This is a genomic window from Thermotoga petrophila RKU-1 (assembly GCF_000016785.1).
Classification (GTDB): Bacteria; Thermotogota; Thermotogae; order Thermotogales; family Thermotogaceae; genus Thermotoga; species Thermotoga petrophila.
On sequence record NC_009486.1, the window covers coordinates 155,629 to 173,924 of the forward strand.

Below are 18,296 nucleotides of genomic sequence, written 5' to 3' on the forward strand. Positions count from 1 at the left end.
ATATTACAGTGAGGTGGTGGTCTTGTGGTTCAAGATCGACTTTCACTCCTCAAAACCCATCTATGAACAAATAAAGGAAAAGATAAAACTTCTGATCCTGTCGGGAAAACTGAAAGAGGGTGAATTTGTGCCCTCCATAAGATATCTTGCGGAAGACCTCGGTGTGAACCTGAACACCGTCGCCCGCGCTTACAGAGAGCTCGTCCGGGAAGGAGTTTTAGAAGTGAGAAGAGGAGAGGGCTACGTCGTCTCAAAAGTAAACTTGGAAAAGATCCGAACACAGCTTGAAACAGAACTCAAGAAGAAGATCGAAGACTGCAAGAAAGCGGGTATTCCACTGGAGAGGATTCTGAAAATAACAGAAGAAATCTACAGAGGTGATGAATGATGATCCTCAAGGTGAAAGATCTCAGAAAGTTCTACGGGGAAAAAGCGGCCGTGGACGGCATCAGTTTCGAAGTGGAAAAAGGAGAGATCTTTGCCATACTCGGTCCAAACGGTGCCGGTAAAACAACGACTCTGAAGTGCATCACAGGTTTGAGAAGGAAAAACTCCGGAGAGATCGAACTGAACGGCACGTTCACTTATCTACCGGAGGAGAAGAAGCTCTATCCGTATCTCAGAGTGAAAGAGATCATCGATCTCTTCGAGAAGATAGGGAAGGACTTCAACAAGAAAAACTGCCTCGAACTTCTCGAAAGGTACAGAATAGACCTGAACGAGAAGGTGACCAATCTCTCGCACGGTATGAGAACTATTCTCTACCTTTCACTCGTTTTCTCTGAGAACGTGGATCTCTACATACTGGACGAACCCACCTGGGGACTCGATCCCCTCGTGCGAAACGAGGTACTCGATCATATAAGGTCCCTCACCTTCGAAGGCAAATCCGTTCTGTACACAAGTCACGTTCTGGCAGAAGTGGAAAAGATCGCAGACAGAGTTGCCATCATGAAGGAAGGAAAGATCATCTTGACGGGAAGCCTCGACGACATAAAGTCCTCTTACGGCCTTGTGGTTTCCAAAGAGGATCTGAACGGTTATCTTCTGAAAACTCTCAAAAGTGGAGAAAAAGTTTACCTTATGAAAAAGGAAGAAGCCCCTGAAGGTGTGGAGATCGAAGAAGCAACCTTTGAAGACATATTCAAAGCGATTGTGAGGGGTGAGAGAAATGATCGTTAAGGAGTTAAAGGACATGAAGGTGAGATTCCTTGTGATGTTCTTCCTCCTTCTTGGAACGTTCGTGCTCCTGGTGGTGATGAAAGATTACACACCGGCCCTCACCGAAATGTTGAAAAACATTCCCGAAGGATTTCTTGAAAAATTCGGTGTCACAGAGGAGTTCATAAAGAAGCTTTCAGAGTGGAATTTCTACATCATCACGCAGTGGTACGGAAAGAACCTCGGACAGTTTGTACCGATACTTGCGATCATAATTGCTTTTCCCATATTTGCAAGAGAAATAGAGAACGAAACGATCGAACTTTTACTCGTGAGGCTGTCCAGAAAAAAGCTCTTCATCGTGAAGTTCTTCGCTCCTCTTGTTTTCACTTTCGTAGCGCTTTTCGTGCTTGCTCTTGTTCCAGTACCTGTGAGCTGGTTCATCGGAGAAAAACTCGATACAGGACTGGTGTTCAGATACCTCCTTGTGGAAATGATAACAATCTACCTGTGGTTTTCCATCACGGTGTTCTTCTCTGTGATCTCTTCAGATCAAGTGCAGCCTCTCATCGCTTCGATTGCTACTCTTGCGGGAACCACCGTCCTTGGCGGATTTGTGAAAACTCTCTCCACTTTGAACACCTACTCCTACGTTTTGAAGGGTGATCTCACACTCTGGCCGTCGCTGATCTACACTTTAACCGGTGTTGTTTTCACTTATCTTTCTTGGAAGAGTTTCAAAACGAGAGACTTCTGAAGGAGGTGTGGAGAATGATTATCACCACCACGGAACAGGTGCCTGGATACAGGGTGAAAGAGATCCTCGGTGTAGTCTGCGGAAACGTGGTGATGTCGAAGCACCTGGGAAAAGACATAGCCGCCGCTTTTAAAACCCTCGCGGGTGGCGAAATCAAGGGCTACACGGAGATGCTCACGGAGGCAAGAAACATCGCACTGGAAAGGATGATAAAAGAAGCGGAGAAACTCGGAGCAGATGCGGTGATAGGATTTAGATATTCTTCGTCCACGATTATGAGCGGTGCTGCGGAGATACTTGCGTACGGAACCGCAGTGAAACTGGAAAAAATTTAAAGGGGCGGGGACGCCCCTTTATCACACTTCTTCTTCCTCTTCGAATTCTTCCAGATTAAAGTCCTCTGTCATTTCTTCGATCATTTCTTCCGAACTTTCCACTTCTTCCGTGGTGAGAGGAGCTCCCTCTCTTCCCTCGAGATACGCATTTGCAATGACGGAAGTGATGAGCTTTATGGATCTGATCGCATCGTCGTTTCCAGGGATAACGTAGTCAATGGGATCGGGGTCGCAGTTCGTGTCAACAATAGCCACGATGGGGATTCCCAGCTTGTTCGCCTCTGCCACAGCGATTCTTTCTTTCCTTGGATCAACGATGTAGATGATGTCTGGAATCTTTCTCATCTCTTTGAGACCGCCAAGGTTCTTTCTGAGTTTTTCGAGAATTCTTCTGATCCTGCTCTGTTCTTTCTTTGGAAGTTCGTCGAGCTTGCCGCTCTGCTCCATTTCTTCGAGTTCGATGAGTTTTTCTATCCTCGATCTGATCGTTTTGAAGTTCGTCAAAAGTCCTCCAAGCCATCTGTTGTTCACGTAGAAGGCTCCACACCTTTCTGCCTCAGCCTTTATGACTCCCTGGGCCTGCTTTTTCGTCCCAACAAAGAGAATCGTTGCACCTTCGCTGGCTTTCTCCCTTACGAAGTAGTAAGCCTCTTCGAGCAACTGCTGGGTCTTCTGAAGGTCGATGATGTAGATGCCTTTCCTTTCCGTGTAGATGTAGGGAGCCATCTTCGGGTTCCATCTTCTCGTTCTGTGTCCAAAGTGAACTCCCGCTTCCAGAAGCTGTTTCATCGTAACAACCGCCACAAAAAACACCTCCACTCTTTTGGTTTTGATCCTCCGCTCCCTTCACACCCACGCCGGCCTTTTCACAGGCACCGAGGGTGGGATCCAGGAGCGTGCGTGATATACACCTTGAGAATTCTACCATTGAAGAGAGGAAATTTCAATTGTTCTTGTTTGAAACCCTCGGGTCCACGATAAACTTCACAACGTAGAAAATCCCGAATACACCGATCAACCCCGTGAGAACCATGAGAACACCGTATCCAGAAAGATCTGCTATTTTACCTCCGATGAGGGGAGCAACGAAGGAAAAAGGAGCGATTGAGAAGTACAGAGACCCCATGTAGAGTTCTTTTCTCTTCCCAGACACGAAATCCAGTGTGATCGCCATGTTTCCAACGTTGTTCGTGGTGTTCACAAGGCCCATCAGAGCAAAGACGGGATAGGCGTGCACCGGTGATGTGGAAAGAAACGCCAGTATGACAGCTGCAGAATAAAAGATCTTGCTGAGAATAAGATTCAGTTTGTGCCCCTTTCTGTCACCGAGGGGGCCGAACAGGAAAGAAGACAGTCCTTGGGAAACGAGAACGATCGCCGTGAAAACCGCCGCTGTCTCATCTGGAAGTGAGAACTTCTCCAGCAAATACACCGTGATGAAACCGCTGGACGCAAACATAAAACTCGTGATGATCCTATCTATCAAAAAGTTCCGGAAATGTCTGTCCAGAAAGACATTCTTCATGTTCTTTATGTAGTTCCATATGGACTCATCGTCTGGTAGTGTGTGATCCGGCACTTCCCTTGTGAGGGCCAAAAACACAAAAGATACCATGAAGAAGACAAACGCTGTGAGAAAGACGTAACCAAAGTTCACGGGAAACGGGTGGCTCGAGAGAAGCTCTCCGGCGATGGCAGAGCCACCGACTCCCAGCATCGCTCCAAGACCGTTTCCCATGGCAAAAAAAGTGCCTCTTCTTCGTGGATCTATCACCTTCTCCATCATACTCATCCACGGAGGACCCAGAAAGCCCATTGAGAATGTAGCGATCCCAACCATCAGAATGGAAAGGTAAAGAGACAGCCTCGGAGAAGGAACAGCGAGGTAGAAACTGATCAGCGCCATGAACAGGTAAGGGAGCCTCTCTCCCAGAGTTACCTTGAGGACGAGATTCAATTTCTTTGGCGATCTCTCCGCGTACTTTGCGCCCCATATGGCAGGAATACCCCATCCCAGGTTCGCAATGGCCGGGATGAGCCCCAGCTCCAGATTGGAAGCGCCGAGATTTCTGGCAAAAACGGGAAACAGCGTGAAAATGGATCCAAGGGTCATTCCAAGACTGAAGAACGCGTAATCCAGTGAATTCACAATGAAATTCCACCGGTAGTCCTTCTCCGTCAAACGTTCCATCTTCTTCTCTCCCGGCTCTAAAGTATGCAGCATAAGATATTCTATCCTAACTTTTCGTTTCAGGAGAGTACGAAACTCCTTAACTTTTCGTAAAGTCGACCCCAGTCTCTTTCCTTCACCACATACTCTCTGTTTCTTCTGCCGAGTTCTGAAAGATCCTCGAGGAGGATCTTTCTCAATGCCTCCTCGAGGTTATCCTTCCTGAAAAAGACAGCGCCTTTCGTTTTCTTGAAAGGGAGATTTTCGATATCGACACAGAGGACTGGTTTTCCAGAGGCCATGTAGTCTACCACCTTGTAGGAACTCACGGCGGGGTGATCCATCACGGTTTGAGAGAGAGTGAAGAGGAGAACATCTGCCTTCTGAAGAAGGTAGGGAACACACCTTTTTGGAACAGGATCAAAAAAGAACACGTTCTGCAGATCTTTCGCCGTTTCTTTCACAGAAACAAGATAATCCGCCTGAGACGCCCCGACAAAGAAAAACACAAAACGATCTCTCAGGTTTTTGTTCACTTTTGAGAGTGCTTCTATGAACTCTTTTATTCCCTTATGTTCGACGATGGACCCCGCGTAGACAACTTTCATCTTATCGGCAGGCACCTTTGAAAAGAGCTCATCCACCGCCGGGCACGGTTCTGGATCTTTGAAAATCTTCAGATCAACACCGTTGGGAATGTAGATGAAATTTTTTGGTCGAACCTTCAGTCTGTTGAAGTGATTGGAAAGATCTGGAACAAGGGAAATGATTCCATCTGCTTTCGGATAATACTTTTTGCACATGTGGTCGAAGAGCTTTGAAACTGGATGACGGTAGCTCAGAGAACCAAGTTCTACAAGATCGTCCGGCCAGACGTCTCTGATCTCGATGAAGAACCTTCCACCTTTTTTCTTCACGTAATACCAGCCGAGGCTCCAGGAAAACGGGTGCGGAGAAGACGCTATAATGACGTCGTATCTACTCTGAATGATCTTCTTCCTTCCGTTTCTGTAATAATCTATCGAGGAGAGAAGCCTTGAGAGAGAATTTCCGATGTACTCTCTTGTTTCAACGACGATGAAGTCCGCACCGTCTTTAGAAAAGCTCCATCCGAACATCTCGCTCCATCTTTTGCCAGTGAGGTGCGAAAAGTCTCCGACGTAGATGTCCACCCTGTGACCTTCTCTTACAAATCGCCTTGCGAGTTCAAAATGCCTCGTTTCGGCGCTTCCCACCTCTGGTACGCTTGCGTAGTGATTGAGTATAGCGATGTTCAAGAGGATTCCTCCTTGTAGTAACTTTGATTTTCCAAAAGCTGCTCTTCAGGAACGTCTCTCACCACTTTTGCTGGAACTCCCATGACTATTTTTCTGTCGGGAACATCCCTTGTGACAACAGAACCAGCTGCTACCAAAGCATCTTCACCTACAACAACACCTGGTAGAATAGTTGCGTTCGCTCCTATGCGTGCACCCTTTTTTAGAGTTGGTCCCTTGAAAAATTTCTTTCTCTCTTCTGTTCTTCCAAGAAAATTGTCATTTGTGAAAGTCACCTCAGGTGCAATAAAGCAGTAATCTCCTATCGTTGAAAGTGCTGTTATGTAGGCGTTCGTTTCTATTTTCACATATCTTCCTATGGTAGTTCTGTTCTCAACAGTGACACCCTTTCCTATCACCGTGTAAGGCTCTATTTTTACATCTTCCCTTATCACTACAAGATCTCCCACAAACACAAAGTCTTCCAGGATACTTCCTTGGTATATCACACAGTTAGCACCTATAGTCACACCGTTTCCTATTTTGAGAGGAGGAAGCTCTTTTTCCTCAGTCACGGCAGATGTAGCAGATTTGAAAGGAGGTTTCCCAAGAACTGTCCCATCGAAAATAACACAGTTGTCACCTATGATTGTTCCTTCCCTTATCACTACATTGTGACCTATCATTACGTTGTTTCCTATAACCACATCGTCTTCTATCACCACGTTGCGACCTATTTTTACCTTTTCTCCAATTTTTGCCCTGTTTGAAATAAAGCTCATAATCCAGCCTCCTTCTTGGATTATCTGGAAAAATTTTACCACTTGTGTTGTTACCAAAATTTAACATTAAAATCCCTAAAGCCTCTTCCGATTAAAAATAATGGAAAGCCCGGCGCCGGGACAGGGAAGTAAGAATACTCACACGGAGGTGAGTAGGTTATGAGGATCAATCACAACATCAGTGCGTTGAACGCTTGGAGAAACATTGATCAGACCCAGTACAGCATGAGCAAGACACTCGAGAGACTCTCCTCTGGTTTGAGGATCAACAGGGCAGGAGACGACGCAGCAGGACTTGCCATCAGCGAAAAGATGAGAGGTCAGATCAAAGGTCTCAACATGGCGATCAAAAACGCTCAAGACGCCATCTCTCTGATCCAGACTGCAGAAGGAGCTCTCACAGAGGTTCACTCGATCCTTCAGAGAATGAGAGAACTTGCAGTTCAGGCAGCGTCTGACACCAACACAAACGTTGATAGAGAACAGATCCAGAAGGAAATCGATCAGCTCAGAGAAGAAATCGACAGAATCGCAAGAACAACAGAGTTCAACACTAAAAAGCTTCTCGATGGAAAACTGGAAGGTTTCAGAAGCCAGGTTGATGCAAAAGTTGTTACCGGTGGAAATATAAATGTTCAGCTTGGAACAGTTTCCAGCAAAGCAGTTGAGGGAACATACGTCATCGAAGTAGGACAGTTTAATGGAACTGAAACTTCACAACTTGATGTCAAGATAACCCTGTTCACCGCTGGTGGTTATTCTAGCACAGTTGTAACCATAACTGCAGGTTCAGCAACACTTGGAGGTATCACCTTCAAATGGGATACGAATGTTCTCAGCATTAACGACTTTGGTGGAGCCCTACCGAAAAACGAAGTAGTCGACAGCGCAGTTGTCAGAGTAGAAGCTATCTACACAGCTGCTTCACAGCTCATTTTCCAAATCGGAGCGAACGAAGGACACAACATGGTTGCAGGAATTGACAACATGAGTGCATCAGCACTCGGATTGACAACAATTTCCCTCAAAGTTACCACTCAAGATGCGGCGGAAAGAGCAATCATGGTTGTGGACGCTGCGATTCACAGGGTGAGCACGGCAAGGGCAGCGCTTGGTGCCATTCAGAACAGGCTCGAACACACCATCTCCAACCTTGGAGTTGCAGCAGAAAACCTCACAGCAGCAGAATCCAGAATCAGAGACGCAGACATGGCAAAAGAGATGATGGAGTTCACCAAACAGCAGATACTCCTGCAGTCCAGTATGGCAATGCTCGCTCAGTCCAACACACTCCCGCAGAACGTCCTCCAGTTGATGAGATAAAAATAAACACCGTCAATTCCGGGGGCGCAAGCCCCCTTTTGTTTTTGTGCAAAAATATATGAGGAAGAAGAGAACAGGATATAGAAATATACAACTGAGGTGAGAAAATGAGAAAGTGCCTGCTTTCTGTAGCTATGATAGTGAAAGACGAAGAACACAACATAAGAAGAGCCCTTGAAAGTATCAAAGACGTCGTAGATGAAATCGTGGTGGTCGACACGGGATCTACAGACAGAACACCAGAGATCGTAAGAGAATACACGGACAAACTCTACTTCCACGAGTGGAAAAACGATTTCTCTGAAGCAAGAAACTTCTCTTTGAAATTTCCCACCTGCGAGTGGGTCCTTATTCTGGACGCCGACGAAGAAGCTTCAGAAGAGTTCAGACAAAACATCAGAAGTTTTCTGGAAAGCCTTCCAAAAGACGTGAACACCGTGTATCTTCCCACAGTGAGTTATCTTGATTGGGACTTCAAAAAAACTGAAATAGCCTCAACTCCTAGAATCTTCAGAAACGGTACTGTTTATTATCAAAATATTGTGCACAACCAAGCCGTTTACAAACCAAAGGTGGTGCATGCACCATTTGTAATTTATCATTACGGCTACATCTGGACAAGAAAGCTCAAAAAGAAAAAGTATGAACGAACAGCGACGCTGATCAGGGAACAACTAAAAACTGTGAAAAATCCCATTGAAAAGATATATTACCTTGTTCAGCTCTACAAAACAGAGAAAACAGGTGGCAGAAAACATGAGGAAAACAGAATTGCATGGGAAACTCTGCAGGAAATAATGAAGGTTGGGAAAATACCTCCAATAGGTCTGGAGTTTCTTTATATATTCGGAATGGAGCTGATTTTGAACGGATTTCTCGAAAAAGGAGAAGAGCTTATAGATACTGCTATAAAAACTTTTCCAGAAAATCCAGATCCCTATTTTGCAAAGCTTGCTATCTATGAGAGAAGAAAAGACTGGGAAAATCTCTATCAATGGGGAAAGAAATTTCTCGATGTTTTAAATAAAGCTCTATCGCAGGCTGAAAAGTATGAATTCACCATCACAACTATAAAAGAAATAGGAACAGCTCATCTTCTCATGTGCCATGCTTGTATAAAGCTTAAAAAATGGGATGAAGCCTATGAACATCTACTGAAAGCAATCGAAAGTAATATAGATGAGTCTAAATTCATCCTCACACTCCAAATTGTTTCAGAGATAGGCGAAAGAGAAGACTTCCAAAAGGTACTTAAATTGGTAGAAAAGATCGCTGAACACTCTGAAAATCTGTTTTTCGATGAAATAGTTGAGAAAATCGCAGAATTTGAGATAGAAGCATCCGAAGAACTTTTGAACAAACTGTCCGTTTCAAGAAAAATCTCCAAACTCATTTTGAAAAGATTAATAGAAAAAAAGGATCTCCTGTTCGAATACCTGACAGACGGTGATATTAACTCCTTTGTGGAAAAAACAGGTATCCCCGGACTTCTTTTCATTTTCGATCTTTTGAAGAATAGGGAAACAGAAGGAAGGCTCATCAGAATTCTCTCGAAGATAGAAGGCGATGAAAAGCTAAACGGTATCGTACAGGCTCTCATCGGTGACCTGTATCTGAAACTTGGAAACTTCTCAGAAGCCATCTCGAGGTACAGAAAGGCGCTGGAACTGGTACCAGAGATAGCAAAATTTATAAAACCCGTGATAGAAGATCTGAAAACAAGGCTCGATTCGGACATAGAAGGAGTCTACGAGGAACTGTGCAGATACTTCTCCGGCTACAGAGAGTTCCCGTTCAACATTCTTGAATTTGCAAAAGAAGACGCAGAAAAACTGTATCTCATCTCTGATCACCCACTCGCCATCTACACCTCGGCGGTGGCTGTGTTTCCAAAAGGCAAAGAAAAAGCAAGAGCGCTTCTTGAAAGAATAAAGGAAGTCTCAAAACTTCCATTCTACTACTACCGCCTCGCAAAGACATGGCAAGAAGAAAATCCATCGAAAGCTTTCGAACTTCACATAAAAGCAGTAGAAGAAAACGAAAACCTGGGAGACATAGTACTTGGAAGATACAAATACAACGGGCTTTATCCAAATCAGACTCTTCCGTTCATGAAAAAAGAAGACGAAATCGTCTGGGTAGGAAACATAACAGAGAAATTCTCCGGCCTTGGTGTGATCCACCCTGTCAGGGCTTGGAAGAGAAAAGAAAACTTCTACTACGCACTTCCACATCCTACAGATGAAGCTCTGAAGCTCTACAAAGAAAGGGAAAAAGAAATCCTGAAGGAACCTCCATTCAAAGTGAAAGAAGAGCACATGATAGGGGTTCTCCTGGAAAGCGATATAAGAGACCTGAGAATCAAAGGGGAAGCTTCTGGTCTTGAATCCATTCTGAAAGATCTGGAAATAGAACTGAAAGAAGACTCCAAAAACCTCCTTGTTGTTTCTGGTGTTGAAGAGACTCTCGATCTGAGTAAAATTGCTGAAGATGCTGAAAGGGTTCTTCTTTTCTTCTTCGTTCCTGATCTGAGAGATAGAAATAACTCTGTTTGGTATTATCCTGCTTTTAGAGTATTGAGAACCACCCATCAAATGAAGAAAACTCTGGAAGATTTGAGATTCTCCGTTGTTAAAGTGAAAGCACTTGATAAAAACCTCAGGTTCATTGAAGCCTTAAGGAGGCTCTGATCATGGACATCTTTGAAGAGATAAGAAAAAAGATTGAACAAAAAGAATTCTCGAAAGCAAAAGAAATGGCTGAAAAAATAGAAGATGAAGTGGAAAAATACAACTCACTTGGAATCATACACTACTACGAAGGTAAAGTCAGCGAAGCGCTTGAGTTTTTCAAAAAAGCCCTCGATATCAATCCAGTTCACGATGATGCTCTTTTCAACTACTCGAAGGTGCTCTTCGAAAAGGGAGAATACTTTGAATCCTGGAGATATTTGACGAGGATCAACAACAAAACGTGGGAAGTCTACGACATGCTCGGAGACACACAGCTGAAACAGAACAATCCAGCGATGGCTCTTTATTATTACAAAAAGGCAGCAGAACTTTCCAACATACCGGAAATGAAAGAAAAATACCAAATCCTGAAAGACCAGTTCAAAAAAGACGTAAAGCTTGCCATATTCTGCCTTCCTGGTCTGGACAACTTCATAAAGGATATAGCTCAGATTTTGTCGAACATCTACGATGTGAAGCTTGTTGTTACAACAGATGTCAGACAGATCCAGGAAGCTTACAACTGGGCGGATATCGTTTGGCTCGAATGGGCGAACGAAATGGCAGTGGAGGTAACAAATAAGCTTCCAAAGGATGGGAAAAAAATTCTTTGTCGACTTCACAGCTATGAAGCATTGGCCAATTACCCTGAAAAAATAAATTGGAAAAACGTCGATAAATTGATTCTTGTTGCAGAACATATAGAACGTATCCTTCGAGATTACCATTCTGAAGTTTACAAGCAAGTAAAAGACAAGATAGTAATTGTTCCAAACGGTCTTGATCTGAACAGACTTAAGTTCAAAGTTAGACAACCCGGATTCAACATAGCAGTTGTGGCTCACATCAATCATAAAAAAGATCCTGCTATGTGGCTTCAAATTATAGGCATGTTGAGAAAAATTGATGAAAGATACACTTTACACATAGCTGGGGATTTTCAGGAAATAAGGTACGCTAATTATTTCAAACACTTCATAAAGGACGCAGGCCTTGAAAAGAACGTAAAACTCTACGGCTGGGTCGAGGACGTGAACGCTTTTCTTGAAGATAAAAATTATCTGCTTTCAACGAGTATTCATGAAAGCTTCGGGTACAACATTGCTGAAGCGATGGCAAAAGGGATAAAACCTATTATACATAACTACGCTGGGGCAAAGACGCAGTGGCCAGATGATCTTGTATTTAACTTTATCGACGAAGTAATTCGAATTGTAACCAGCAGAGATTACAACTCAGAGAAATATAGATCGTTTGTCGAAAAAAACTGTTCTCTTGAGAAGCAAATTACATCAATATTGAGCATTGTCCAACTTCAAGATAACAACAGAACAAAAAATAAATCAATCCATAAGAAATCAACCACAGACACAGAGAATAGTTTCGCGAAAATATGGAAAGAGTATAGTAAAATTGATTCTTTCACGATCATGAACGATCTTCCAGGAAAAAGTCTTAGATCAGAATTCGTAAGTTTATTAGAGCGCTTTTTTATTCTCAATAAAGCACGGATTTTAGAAGTCGGAACTGGAACAGGGGCGTTCTCAATTGAACTTGCACTCAGAGAAGCAGATGTCACTGGTATAGACATCGATCCTACTTCCATCGAACTAGCAATCAGGATAAGCAAGGATTATAATGTTGAAAACGTTGAATTCAAAGTAGGTGATGGTTTCAAACTAACAGAATCGTTCAAACCACAGGAGTTTGATATTGCTTTCAACATGGGAGTGGTTGAACACTTTAAAGATGACGACATAATCAAAATGTTAAAGCAGATGGGTGAAGTTGCGAAATTCGTTGTAGTAGGCGTTCCGTACAGTGGTTCGTTTGTTTACAAAACAGCAAAAGAAACCGCTCAAAAACTTGGTGCCTGGGAATATGGTTTTGAAAGAGATTTTTTAACCTTGGAACCTCTTATCAGACGAGCAGGTTTGATCCCTCTTCATGAAGAAGTAATAGGAGTTCTGGCAGAACCGTTTTACCTGAGAAGGATAAATCCAGAGTGGGTACCTTTAAAAATAGCTGAGAATTTGCAAAAATATTTTCAAGGTGAAAAAGTTGGTTCATGGCTGATTTGTTTTGCAACAAAATGGCCAGGTTACGCAGATGAATTTCTGAAATTAGATGATCACAAGAAAATAAAGTTTGAAAGCACACAAATAAGCTTATTAACTGTCCCCAAGCCGCTGGTTTCTATTGTTATACCTGTTTTGAACGGAGCAAATTATGTAAAAAGACTCGTGGATAATATTAAACGGATCGATTATGAGAATTTCGAAGTTGTATTAGTTGACGATGGTTCAACTGATGGAACAGCTGATTTATTTGAAAGGCTCATAAAAGGAGAACCTAAGTTACGAGAGAAGATTTTGATAATTAGAAATAAAGAAAACGTTGGAACCTTTCACTCAAGATTGATAGGCGTTAAACACAGCCAAGGATCATTTGTTTTCTTTCATGATATTGATGATCTTGTTTACTCCAAAGGAGTCAAAAAACTTCTGGATGATTTGTTGAATTTTCCGAACAAAAAAACATTACTCACTGTAACAAATGCTTTGATGTCAGGAGAACAGTTCAATGGAGAAATTTGGTGTAGTAATTTTTACAAAAACAAAGAAGAATTGTTTGTTTCAGAAATCACTTCTCTTTCAGGGAAATTTTCGATAATAGACACTCTTATAGAACGTATCCCTCTTCAAAAAGCTTATGAAGAACTTGCCGAAGTTCTTCATAAAGTAGGAATAATAAAAATGACGATTGCCGAGGATACAATTCTTGCCGATTATCTTTTATTGGAGCATTTTGTGGAAAAAATGATTCCTACTTTCTACACTTTCCTGGGCTATGAGGTCGGTAACTTACAATCGAGCTCAAAAAACTTTTGGAAAGGATCAAACAGATTCCCATACAAATCTCTTTCCTCATGGTAATGTCACAAAAAGAAAAATTATTCGATAAGGCAACTCTCAATCAGCTTGAAAATACTGTGAAGCAAAGCGCTGCTAGAATCTATGGTCAGGAATTGGGACAGAAATTCTTTGAAAACTATCTAGAATTCAAACGTCGCTTTTCCAGTATACTTCTATAAATTACAATATATGAAAAAATTCACATAGTTGTTCCAGTTTTTGAAACCGCTTTCCTTACATTTTCTGCTATAATCACTTTGGAATCCCTAATTTAATGGAGGTGTCTCTGTATGCCAAAAATCTGGACTGAAAGGATCTTCGACGATCCGGAAATCTACGTTTTGAGGATAGATGATGACCGAATAAGATACTTCGAAGCGGTCTGGGAAATACCCGAAGGGATCAGCTACAACGCATATCTTGTGAAGCTGAATGGTGCAAACGTTCTGATAGACGGCTGGAAGGGAAACTACGCAAAAGAGTTCATCGACGCTCTGTCCAAGATCGTTGATCCCAAAGAAATCACGCACATCATCGTGAACCACACCGAGCCGGACCACAGCGGATCTCTCCCCGCAACACTCAAAACGATTGGACACGATGTGGAAATAATCGCTTCAAACTTTGGAAAAAGACTACTCGAAGGATTCTACGGCATAAAAGACGTGACTGTCGTGAAGGATGGAGAAGAGAGAGAAATCGGAGGGAAAAAATTCAAATTCGTCATGACTCCCTGGCTTCACTGGCCCGACACGATGGTGACGTATCTTGATGGAATTCTTTTCGGCTGTGATGTGGGCGGTGGATACCTGCTCCCAGAGATCCTGGACGACTCAAACGAGAGCGTTGTGGAAAGATACCTTCCCCACGTCACAAAGTACATCGTCACAGTGATAGGACATTACAAGAATTACATCCTCGAAGGTGCGGAAAAGCTCTCCAGTCTGGAGATAAAGGCGCTCCTTCCAGGGCACGGACTGATTTGGAAGAAAGATCCTCAGAGACTTTTGAATCACTACGTAAGCGTTGCGAAGGGAGATCCGAAAAAAGGAAAGGTCACGGTGATCTACGATTCCATGTACGGCTTCGTCGAGAACGTGATGAAGAAGGCGATCGACTCTCTCAAGGAGAAAGGTTTCACACCGGTTGTGTACAAATTCTCCGACGAAGAGAGACCCGCGATCAGCGAGATCCTGAAAGACATCCCGGACAGTGAAGCACTGATTTTCGGTGTTTCCACCTACGAAGCAGAGATACATCCGCTCATGAGATTCACCTTCCTTGAGATAATAGATAAAGCGAACTACGAAAAACCCGTCCTCGTTTTTGGAGTGCACGGCTGGGCTCCATCCGTTGAAAGAACAGCGGGAGAGCTTTTGAAAGAAACGAAGTTCAGAATTCTCTCTTTCACGGAGATAAAAGGTTCAAACATGGATGAGAAGAAGATCGAAGAGGCGATATCTCTCCTCAAAAAAGAACTGGGGTGATGAACTGTGAAAGTAGTGATCGTTGGAAACGGCCCCGGCGGGGTTGAACTCGCAAAACAGCTTTCAGAAGAACACGAGGTCACCATCGTGGAAAGAGAAACGGTGCCCTACTACACAAAACCCATGCTCAGCCATTACGTCGCGGGACTGGCGGAAGAAAAAAGTCTCTTTCCCTATCCGATCGACTGGTACGAAAAAAAGGGAATAAAACTCCTTCTTGGCACAACCGCAAAGAGAATAGACGCAGAAAAGAAAGTTCTCGAAACAGACAGAGGAAACTTTGAGTACGACGTCCTCGTTCTCGCAACGGGTGCAAAGCCAAGAGCCCTCAAAATACCCGGCTGGGAGCGAATGTACACTCTGAGGACGATAAAAGATGCAAAAAGACTGAAAGAAGCAGTGGAAAGAGAGAAGGATCTTCTCATCATCGGCGGAGGATTCATCGGTCTTGAAATCGCAGGAAATCTGTCGAAGCGAGGAATCAAGGTGAGAGTGGTTGAGAAGATGACCCGTCTCATGGGTCTGGACGAAGAACTGACAGAGAGAATAAAAGGAGAGCTCGAAAAACACGGAGTGGAGTTTTACCTCGGCAGGGACGTGGAGAGAATAGAAAACGATGTTCTCGTCACAGACAAAGAAGAGATACCGGCGAGGGTGATTCTCTGCTCCATAGGAATTGTCCCGGAGGTGTCGCTCGCAAAGGAGAGCGGACTCGATGTGAACAAAGGCATCTTGGTGGACAAAACGTTCAGAACCTCAAAACCTGACATATATGCCATTGGAGACTGCGCAGAGCACGAAGGCATCATCTGTGGAACGGCGAAAGCCGCTATGGCACACGCGAAAGTTTTGGCAAACACGTTGAAGGGCATACCCGATGAGTACGATTTCCACTTCAGATCTTCTTACTTCAAGTTCGGAGACTTTCCTATAGCCATAGTTGGAGAGCTCACAGACAGAGGAGAGTGGATCGACAGCGAAACAAAGTCTTTCTACAGAGACGAAAAAATCGTCGGTGTGGTCGTTCTCTCCGACGTGAGAAAAGCCAGGGAGTGGGAGGAAAGACTAAGAAGCACGCGATGAAACTCTTCGACAGAATAGCGGAAAGGTACGATCTTTTGAACAGGATTATCTCTTTTGGTATGGATACAAAATGGAGAAAACGGGTAGTGGAACTCATCCTTGAGGTGAATCCAGAAAAGGTCCTCGATCTTGCCACAGGAACCGGAGATGTAGCCAGACTCCTGAAAAGAAAAGCACCGCATCTCGAAATCACAGGCCTGGATTCTTCATCGAAGATGCTGGAAATAGCAGAAAAGAGATTGAAAGATGGAGAGTTCATCGTAGGAGACGCTCACAATCTTCCTTTCTACGATAGAAGTTTCGATGCCATCACCGTGGCTTTCGGCTTCAGAAATTTCTCAGACAGAAGAAAAGTCCTGAGAGAGTGCAGAAGAGTTCTCAAAAGAAAGGGAAGGTTGGTGATCCTTGAACTCCTTCCACCTAACACCAAAAGATTCACGGGAAAGATCTACTCTTTTTATTTGAAGACCTGGGTTCCATTCGTTGGGGGTCTTTTCAGTGGGGATTTCCATGCCTACAGGTACCTCTCCACCTCAGTCCTCAACTTCCTGACACCGGATCAAATAGTGGAGATGATGAAAGAAGAAGGCTTCGAGGTGAGTTTTGAACCTCTTTTCTTCTCTGTAGCGGGAATTTTCATCGGCGATTTGATTTGGTGAGATGTTTTGGATCACCTGCAAAAGCTGATAGAATTTTCTCAGGTAATTAATTCGTCTCAGAAACGAATTTAACATAAGGGGGCAGGATCATGAAGATCTCCATCATCGGAGCAGGAAGTGTGAGGTTCGCACTTCAGCTTGTGGGAGACATCGCTCAGACGGAGGAACTTTCAAGGGAAGATACACACATCTACATGATGGACGTTCACGAAAGAAGACTGAACGCATCTTACATCCTCGCAAGAAAGTACGTGGAAGAGCTGAACTCTCCTGTGAAGATCGTAAAAACATCCAGTCTGGATGAAGCCATAGATGGAGCAGACTTCATCATAAACACCGCCTATCCTTACGATCCGAGGTACCACGACAGCGGCTCTCAAAGATGGGACGAGGTCACAAAGGTCGGTGAAAAACACGGCTACTACAGAGGAATAGACAGTCAAGAGCTGAACATGGTTTCCACTTACACCTACGTTCTTTCTTCTTATCCCGACATGAAGCTCGCCCTCGAGATAGCGGAGAAGATGAAAAAGATGGCACCCAAAGCGTACTTGATGCAGACGGCAAATCCCGTCTTCGAGATCACGCAGGCGGTGAGAAGGTGGACTGGTGCGAACATAGTGGGGTTCTGCCACGGTGTTGCCGGGGTTTATGAAGTCTTCGAAAAACTCGACCTCGATCCGGAAGAGGTAGACTGGCAGGTCGCCGGGGTGAACCACGGTATCTGGCTGAACAGGTTCAGATACAGAGGAGAAGATGCATACCCGCTTCTTGACGAGTGGATAGAGAAGAAGCTACCAGAGTGGGAGCCGAAGAACCCATGGGACACACAGATGTCTCCTGCCGCGATGGATATGTACAAATTTTACGGTATGCTTCCGATAGGTGACACCGTGAGGAACGGCAGCTGGAAGTACCACTACAACCTGGAGACGAAGAAGAAGTGGTTTGGAAAGTTCGGCGGTATAGACAACGAAGTGGAAAGACCGAAATTCCACGAGCAACTCAGAAGAGCAAGAGAGCGCCTCATAAAACTCGCAGAAGAGGTTCAGCAAAACCCAGGTATGAAACTCACAGAGGAACATCCCGAGATCTTCCCGAAAGGAAAACTCAGCGGAGAACAGCACATTCCTTTCATCAACGCGATAGCGAACAACAAACGTGTGAGGCTCTTTCTGAACGTGGAGAACCAGGGAACACTCAAAGACTTTCCCGATGATGTCGTGATGGAACTTCCCGTCTGGGTGGACTGCTGTGGAATCCACAGAGAGAAAGTGGAACCCGATCTCACCCACCGGATAAAGATCTTCTATCTGTGGCCCAGGATTCTGAGAATGGAGTGGAACTTAGAAGCATACATCTCGAGGGACAGAAAGGTGCTCGAAGAAATCCTCATCAGAGATCCAAGGACAAAATCCTACGAGCAGATCGTGCAAGTGCTCGATGAGATCTTCAACCTGCCGTTCAACGAAGAGTTGAGGAGATACTACAAAGAGAAACTCTGAAAGAACAAAGCCCCCTGACCGGGGGCTTTTCTTTTGGCTGGGGCGGGTGGATTCGAACCACCGATCGCGGATCCAAAGTCCGCCGCCTTACCGCTTGGCCACGCCCCAACCCTTTCCGTGCTATAATTTTA

At 44.2% G+C, this 18,296-nt stretch carries 15 protein-coding genes and 1 tRNA gene; 11 read left to right on the forward strand and 5 right to left on the reverse strand.

Features of this window, described 5'->3' with window-relative positions; all coding sequences use genetic code 11:
* Positions 1–22 precede the first annotated feature (22 nt).
* The 4 genes from TPET_RS00820 to TPET_RS00835 are packed head-to-tail and all read left to right on the forward strand — an operon-like array spanning position 23 to position 2,253.
* A complete protein-coding gene (locus tag TPET_RS00820) occupies positions 23–388 on the forward strand; it encodes a GntR family transcriptional regulator (RefSeq protein ID WP_011942852.1) in 366 nt (121 codons plus the stop codon).
* Positions 385–1,182, forward strand: a complete 798-nt coding sequence (locus TPET_RS00825) for an ABC transporter ATP-binding protein (RefSeq protein ID WP_048810845.1) — start codon at positions 385–387, stop codon at positions 1,180–1,182. Before TPET_RS00820 ends, TPET_RS00825 begins: the two co-directional genes overlap by 4 nt.
* 13 nt (positions 1,183–1,195) lie before the next feature.
* On the forward strand, positions 1,196–1,918 hold the full coding sequence (locus TPET_RS00830; RefSeq protein ID WP_148186668.1) for an ABC transporter permease: 723 nt from the start codon (positions 1,196–1,198) through the stop codon (positions 1,916–1,918).
* 14 nt (positions 1,919–1,932) lie between these two features.
* Positions 1,933–2,253, forward strand: coding sequence for a YbjQ family protein (locus TPET_RS00835; RefSeq protein WP_011942855.1), 321 nt, complete (start codon positions 1,933–1,935; stop codon positions 2,251–2,253).
* Positions 2,254–2,274: 21 nt separating this feature from the next.
* Here the strand turns inward: TPET_RS00835 and rpsB are convergent, their stop codons facing one another.
* The 4 genes from rpsB to TPET_RS00855 form a co-directional block, all read right to left on the reverse strand.
* Complete coding sequence (rpsB, locus tag TPET_RS00840; RefSeq protein ID WP_011942856.1) at positions 2,275–3,057, reverse strand: 30S ribosomal protein S2; 783 nt, start codon at positions 3,055–3,057, stop codon at positions 2,275–2,277.
* Positions 3,058–3,196: 139 nt separating this feature from the next.
* Positions 3,197–4,444, reverse strand: a complete 1,248-nt coding sequence (locus TPET_RS00845; RefSeq protein ID WP_011942857.1) for an MFS transporter — start codon at positions 4,442–4,444, stop codon at positions 3,197–3,199.
* Between the two features lie 59 nt (positions 4,445–4,503).
* Complete coding sequence (locus tag TPET_RS00850; protein ID WP_011942858.1) at positions 4,504–5,700, reverse strand: glycosyltransferase family 4 protein; 1,197 nt, start codon at positions 5,698–5,700, stop codon at positions 4,504–4,506.
* Positions 5,697–6,461, reverse strand: coding sequence for an N-acetyltransferase (locus TPET_RS00855; protein ID WP_011942859.1), 765 nt, complete (start codon positions 6,459–6,461; stop codon positions 5,697–5,699). Before TPET_RS00855 ends, TPET_RS00850 begins: the two co-directional genes overlap by 4 nt.
* Positions 6,462–6,620: 159 nt before the next feature.
* On the opposite strand from TPET_RS00855, the gene TPET_RS00860 reads away from it, so the two are divergent.
* The 7 genes from TPET_RS00860 (at position 6,621) to aglA (ending at position 18,165) form a co-directional block, all read left to right on the forward strand.
* A complete protein-coding gene (locus tag TPET_RS00860) occupies positions 6,621–7,784 on the forward strand; it encodes a flagellin N-terminal helical domain-containing protein (RefSeq protein ID WP_011942860.1) in 1,164 nt (387 codons plus the stop codon).
* Between the two features lie 107 nt (positions 7,785–7,891).
* A complete protein-coding gene (locus tag TPET_RS00865; RefSeq protein ID WP_011942861.1) occupies positions 7,892–10,474 on the forward strand; it encodes a glycosyltransferase in 2,583 nt (860 codons plus the stop codon).
* 2 nt (positions 10,475–10,476) lie between these two features.
* Complete coding sequence (locus TPET_RS00870) at positions 10,477–13,452, forward strand: glycosyltransferase (RefSeq protein ID WP_011942862.1); 2,976 nt, start codon at positions 10,477–10,479, stop codon at positions 13,450–13,452.
* A gap of 269 nt (positions 13,453–13,721) precedes the next feature.
* Positions 13,722–14,918, forward strand: a complete 1,197-nt coding sequence (locus tag TPET_RS00875; RefSeq protein WP_011942864.1) for an FprA family A-type flavoprotein — start codon at positions 13,722–13,724, stop codon at positions 14,916–14,918.
* A gap of 6 nt (positions 14,919–14,924) precedes the next feature.
* Entirely contained in the window at positions 14,925–16,001 is a 1,077-nt protein-coding gene (locus TPET_RS00880) for an NAD(P)/FAD-dependent oxidoreductase (protein WP_011942865.1), read from the forward strand.
* Positions 15,998–16,660, forward strand: a complete 663-nt coding sequence (gene ubiE / locus TPET_RS00885; protein ID WP_011942866.1) for a bifunctional demethylmenaquinone methyltransferase/2-methoxy-6-polyprenyl-1,4-benzoquinol methylase UbiE — start codon at positions 15,998–16,000, stop codon at positions 16,658–16,660. The genes TPET_RS00880 and ubiE overlap by 4 nt, the downstream gene beginning before the upstream one ends.
* An 89-nt stretch (positions 16,661–16,749) precedes the next feature.
* Positions 16,750–18,165 (forward strand): alpha-glucosidase AglA, encoded by a 1,416-nt coding sequence (gene aglA / locus TPET_RS00890; RefSeq protein WP_004080958.1) that lies wholly within the window; start codon positions 16,750–16,752, stop codon positions 18,163–18,165.
* Between the two features lie 34 nt (positions 18,166–18,199).
* Here the strand turns inward: aglA and TPET_RS00895 are convergent.
* Positions 18,200–18,273 (reverse strand) — tRNA-Gln (locus tag TPET_RS00895).
* Positions 18,274–18,296: the final 23 nt, after the last annotated feature.

Excerpts from the sequence above, each read along its gene's own strand:
- TPET_RS00825 (WP_048810845.1), top strand. The coding sequence starts at position 385 with ATGATGATCCTCAAGGTGAAAGATCTCAGAAAGTTCTACGGGGAAAAA.
- TPET_RS00830 (WP_148186668.1), top strand. The coding sequence starts at position 1,196 with ATGAAGGTGAGATTCCTTGTGATGTTCTTCCTCCTTCTTGGAACGTTC.
- TPET_RS00835 (WP_011942855.1), top strand. The coding sequence starts at position 1,933 with ATGATTATCACCACCACGGAACAGGTGCCTGGATACAGGGTGAAAGAG.
- TPET_RS00845 (WP_011942857.1), bottom strand. The coding sequence starts at position 4,444 with ATGGAACGTTTGACGGAGAAGGACTACCGGTGGAATTTCATTGTGAAT.
- TPET_RS00855 (WP_011942859.1), bottom strand. The coding sequence starts at position 6,461 with ATGAGCTTTATTTCAAACAGGGCAAAAATTGGAGAAAAGGTAAAAATA.
- TPET_RS00860 (WP_011942860.1), top strand. The coding sequence starts at position 6,621 with ATGAGGATCAATCACAACATCAGTGCGTTGAACGCTTGGAGAAACATT.
- TPET_RS00865 (WP_011942861.1), top strand. The coding sequence starts at position 7,892 with ATGAGAAAGTGCCTGCTTTCTGTAGCTATGATAGTGAAAGACGAAGAA.
- TPET_RS00870 (WP_011942862.1), top strand. The coding sequence starts at position 10,477 with ATGGACATCTTTGAAGAGATAAGAAAAAAGATTGAACAAAAAGAATTC.
- TPET_RS00875 (WP_011942864.1), top strand. The coding sequence starts at position 13,722 with ATGCCAAAAATCTGGACTGAAAGGATCTTCGACGATCCGGAAATCTAC.
- ubiE (WP_011942866.1), top strand. The coding sequence starts at position 15,998 with ATGAAACTCTTCGACAGAATAGCGGAAAGGTACGATCTTTTGAACAGG.
- aglA (WP_004080958.1), top strand. The coding sequence starts at position 16,750 with ATGAAGATCTCCATCATCGGAGCAGGAAGTGTGAGGTTCGCACTTCAG.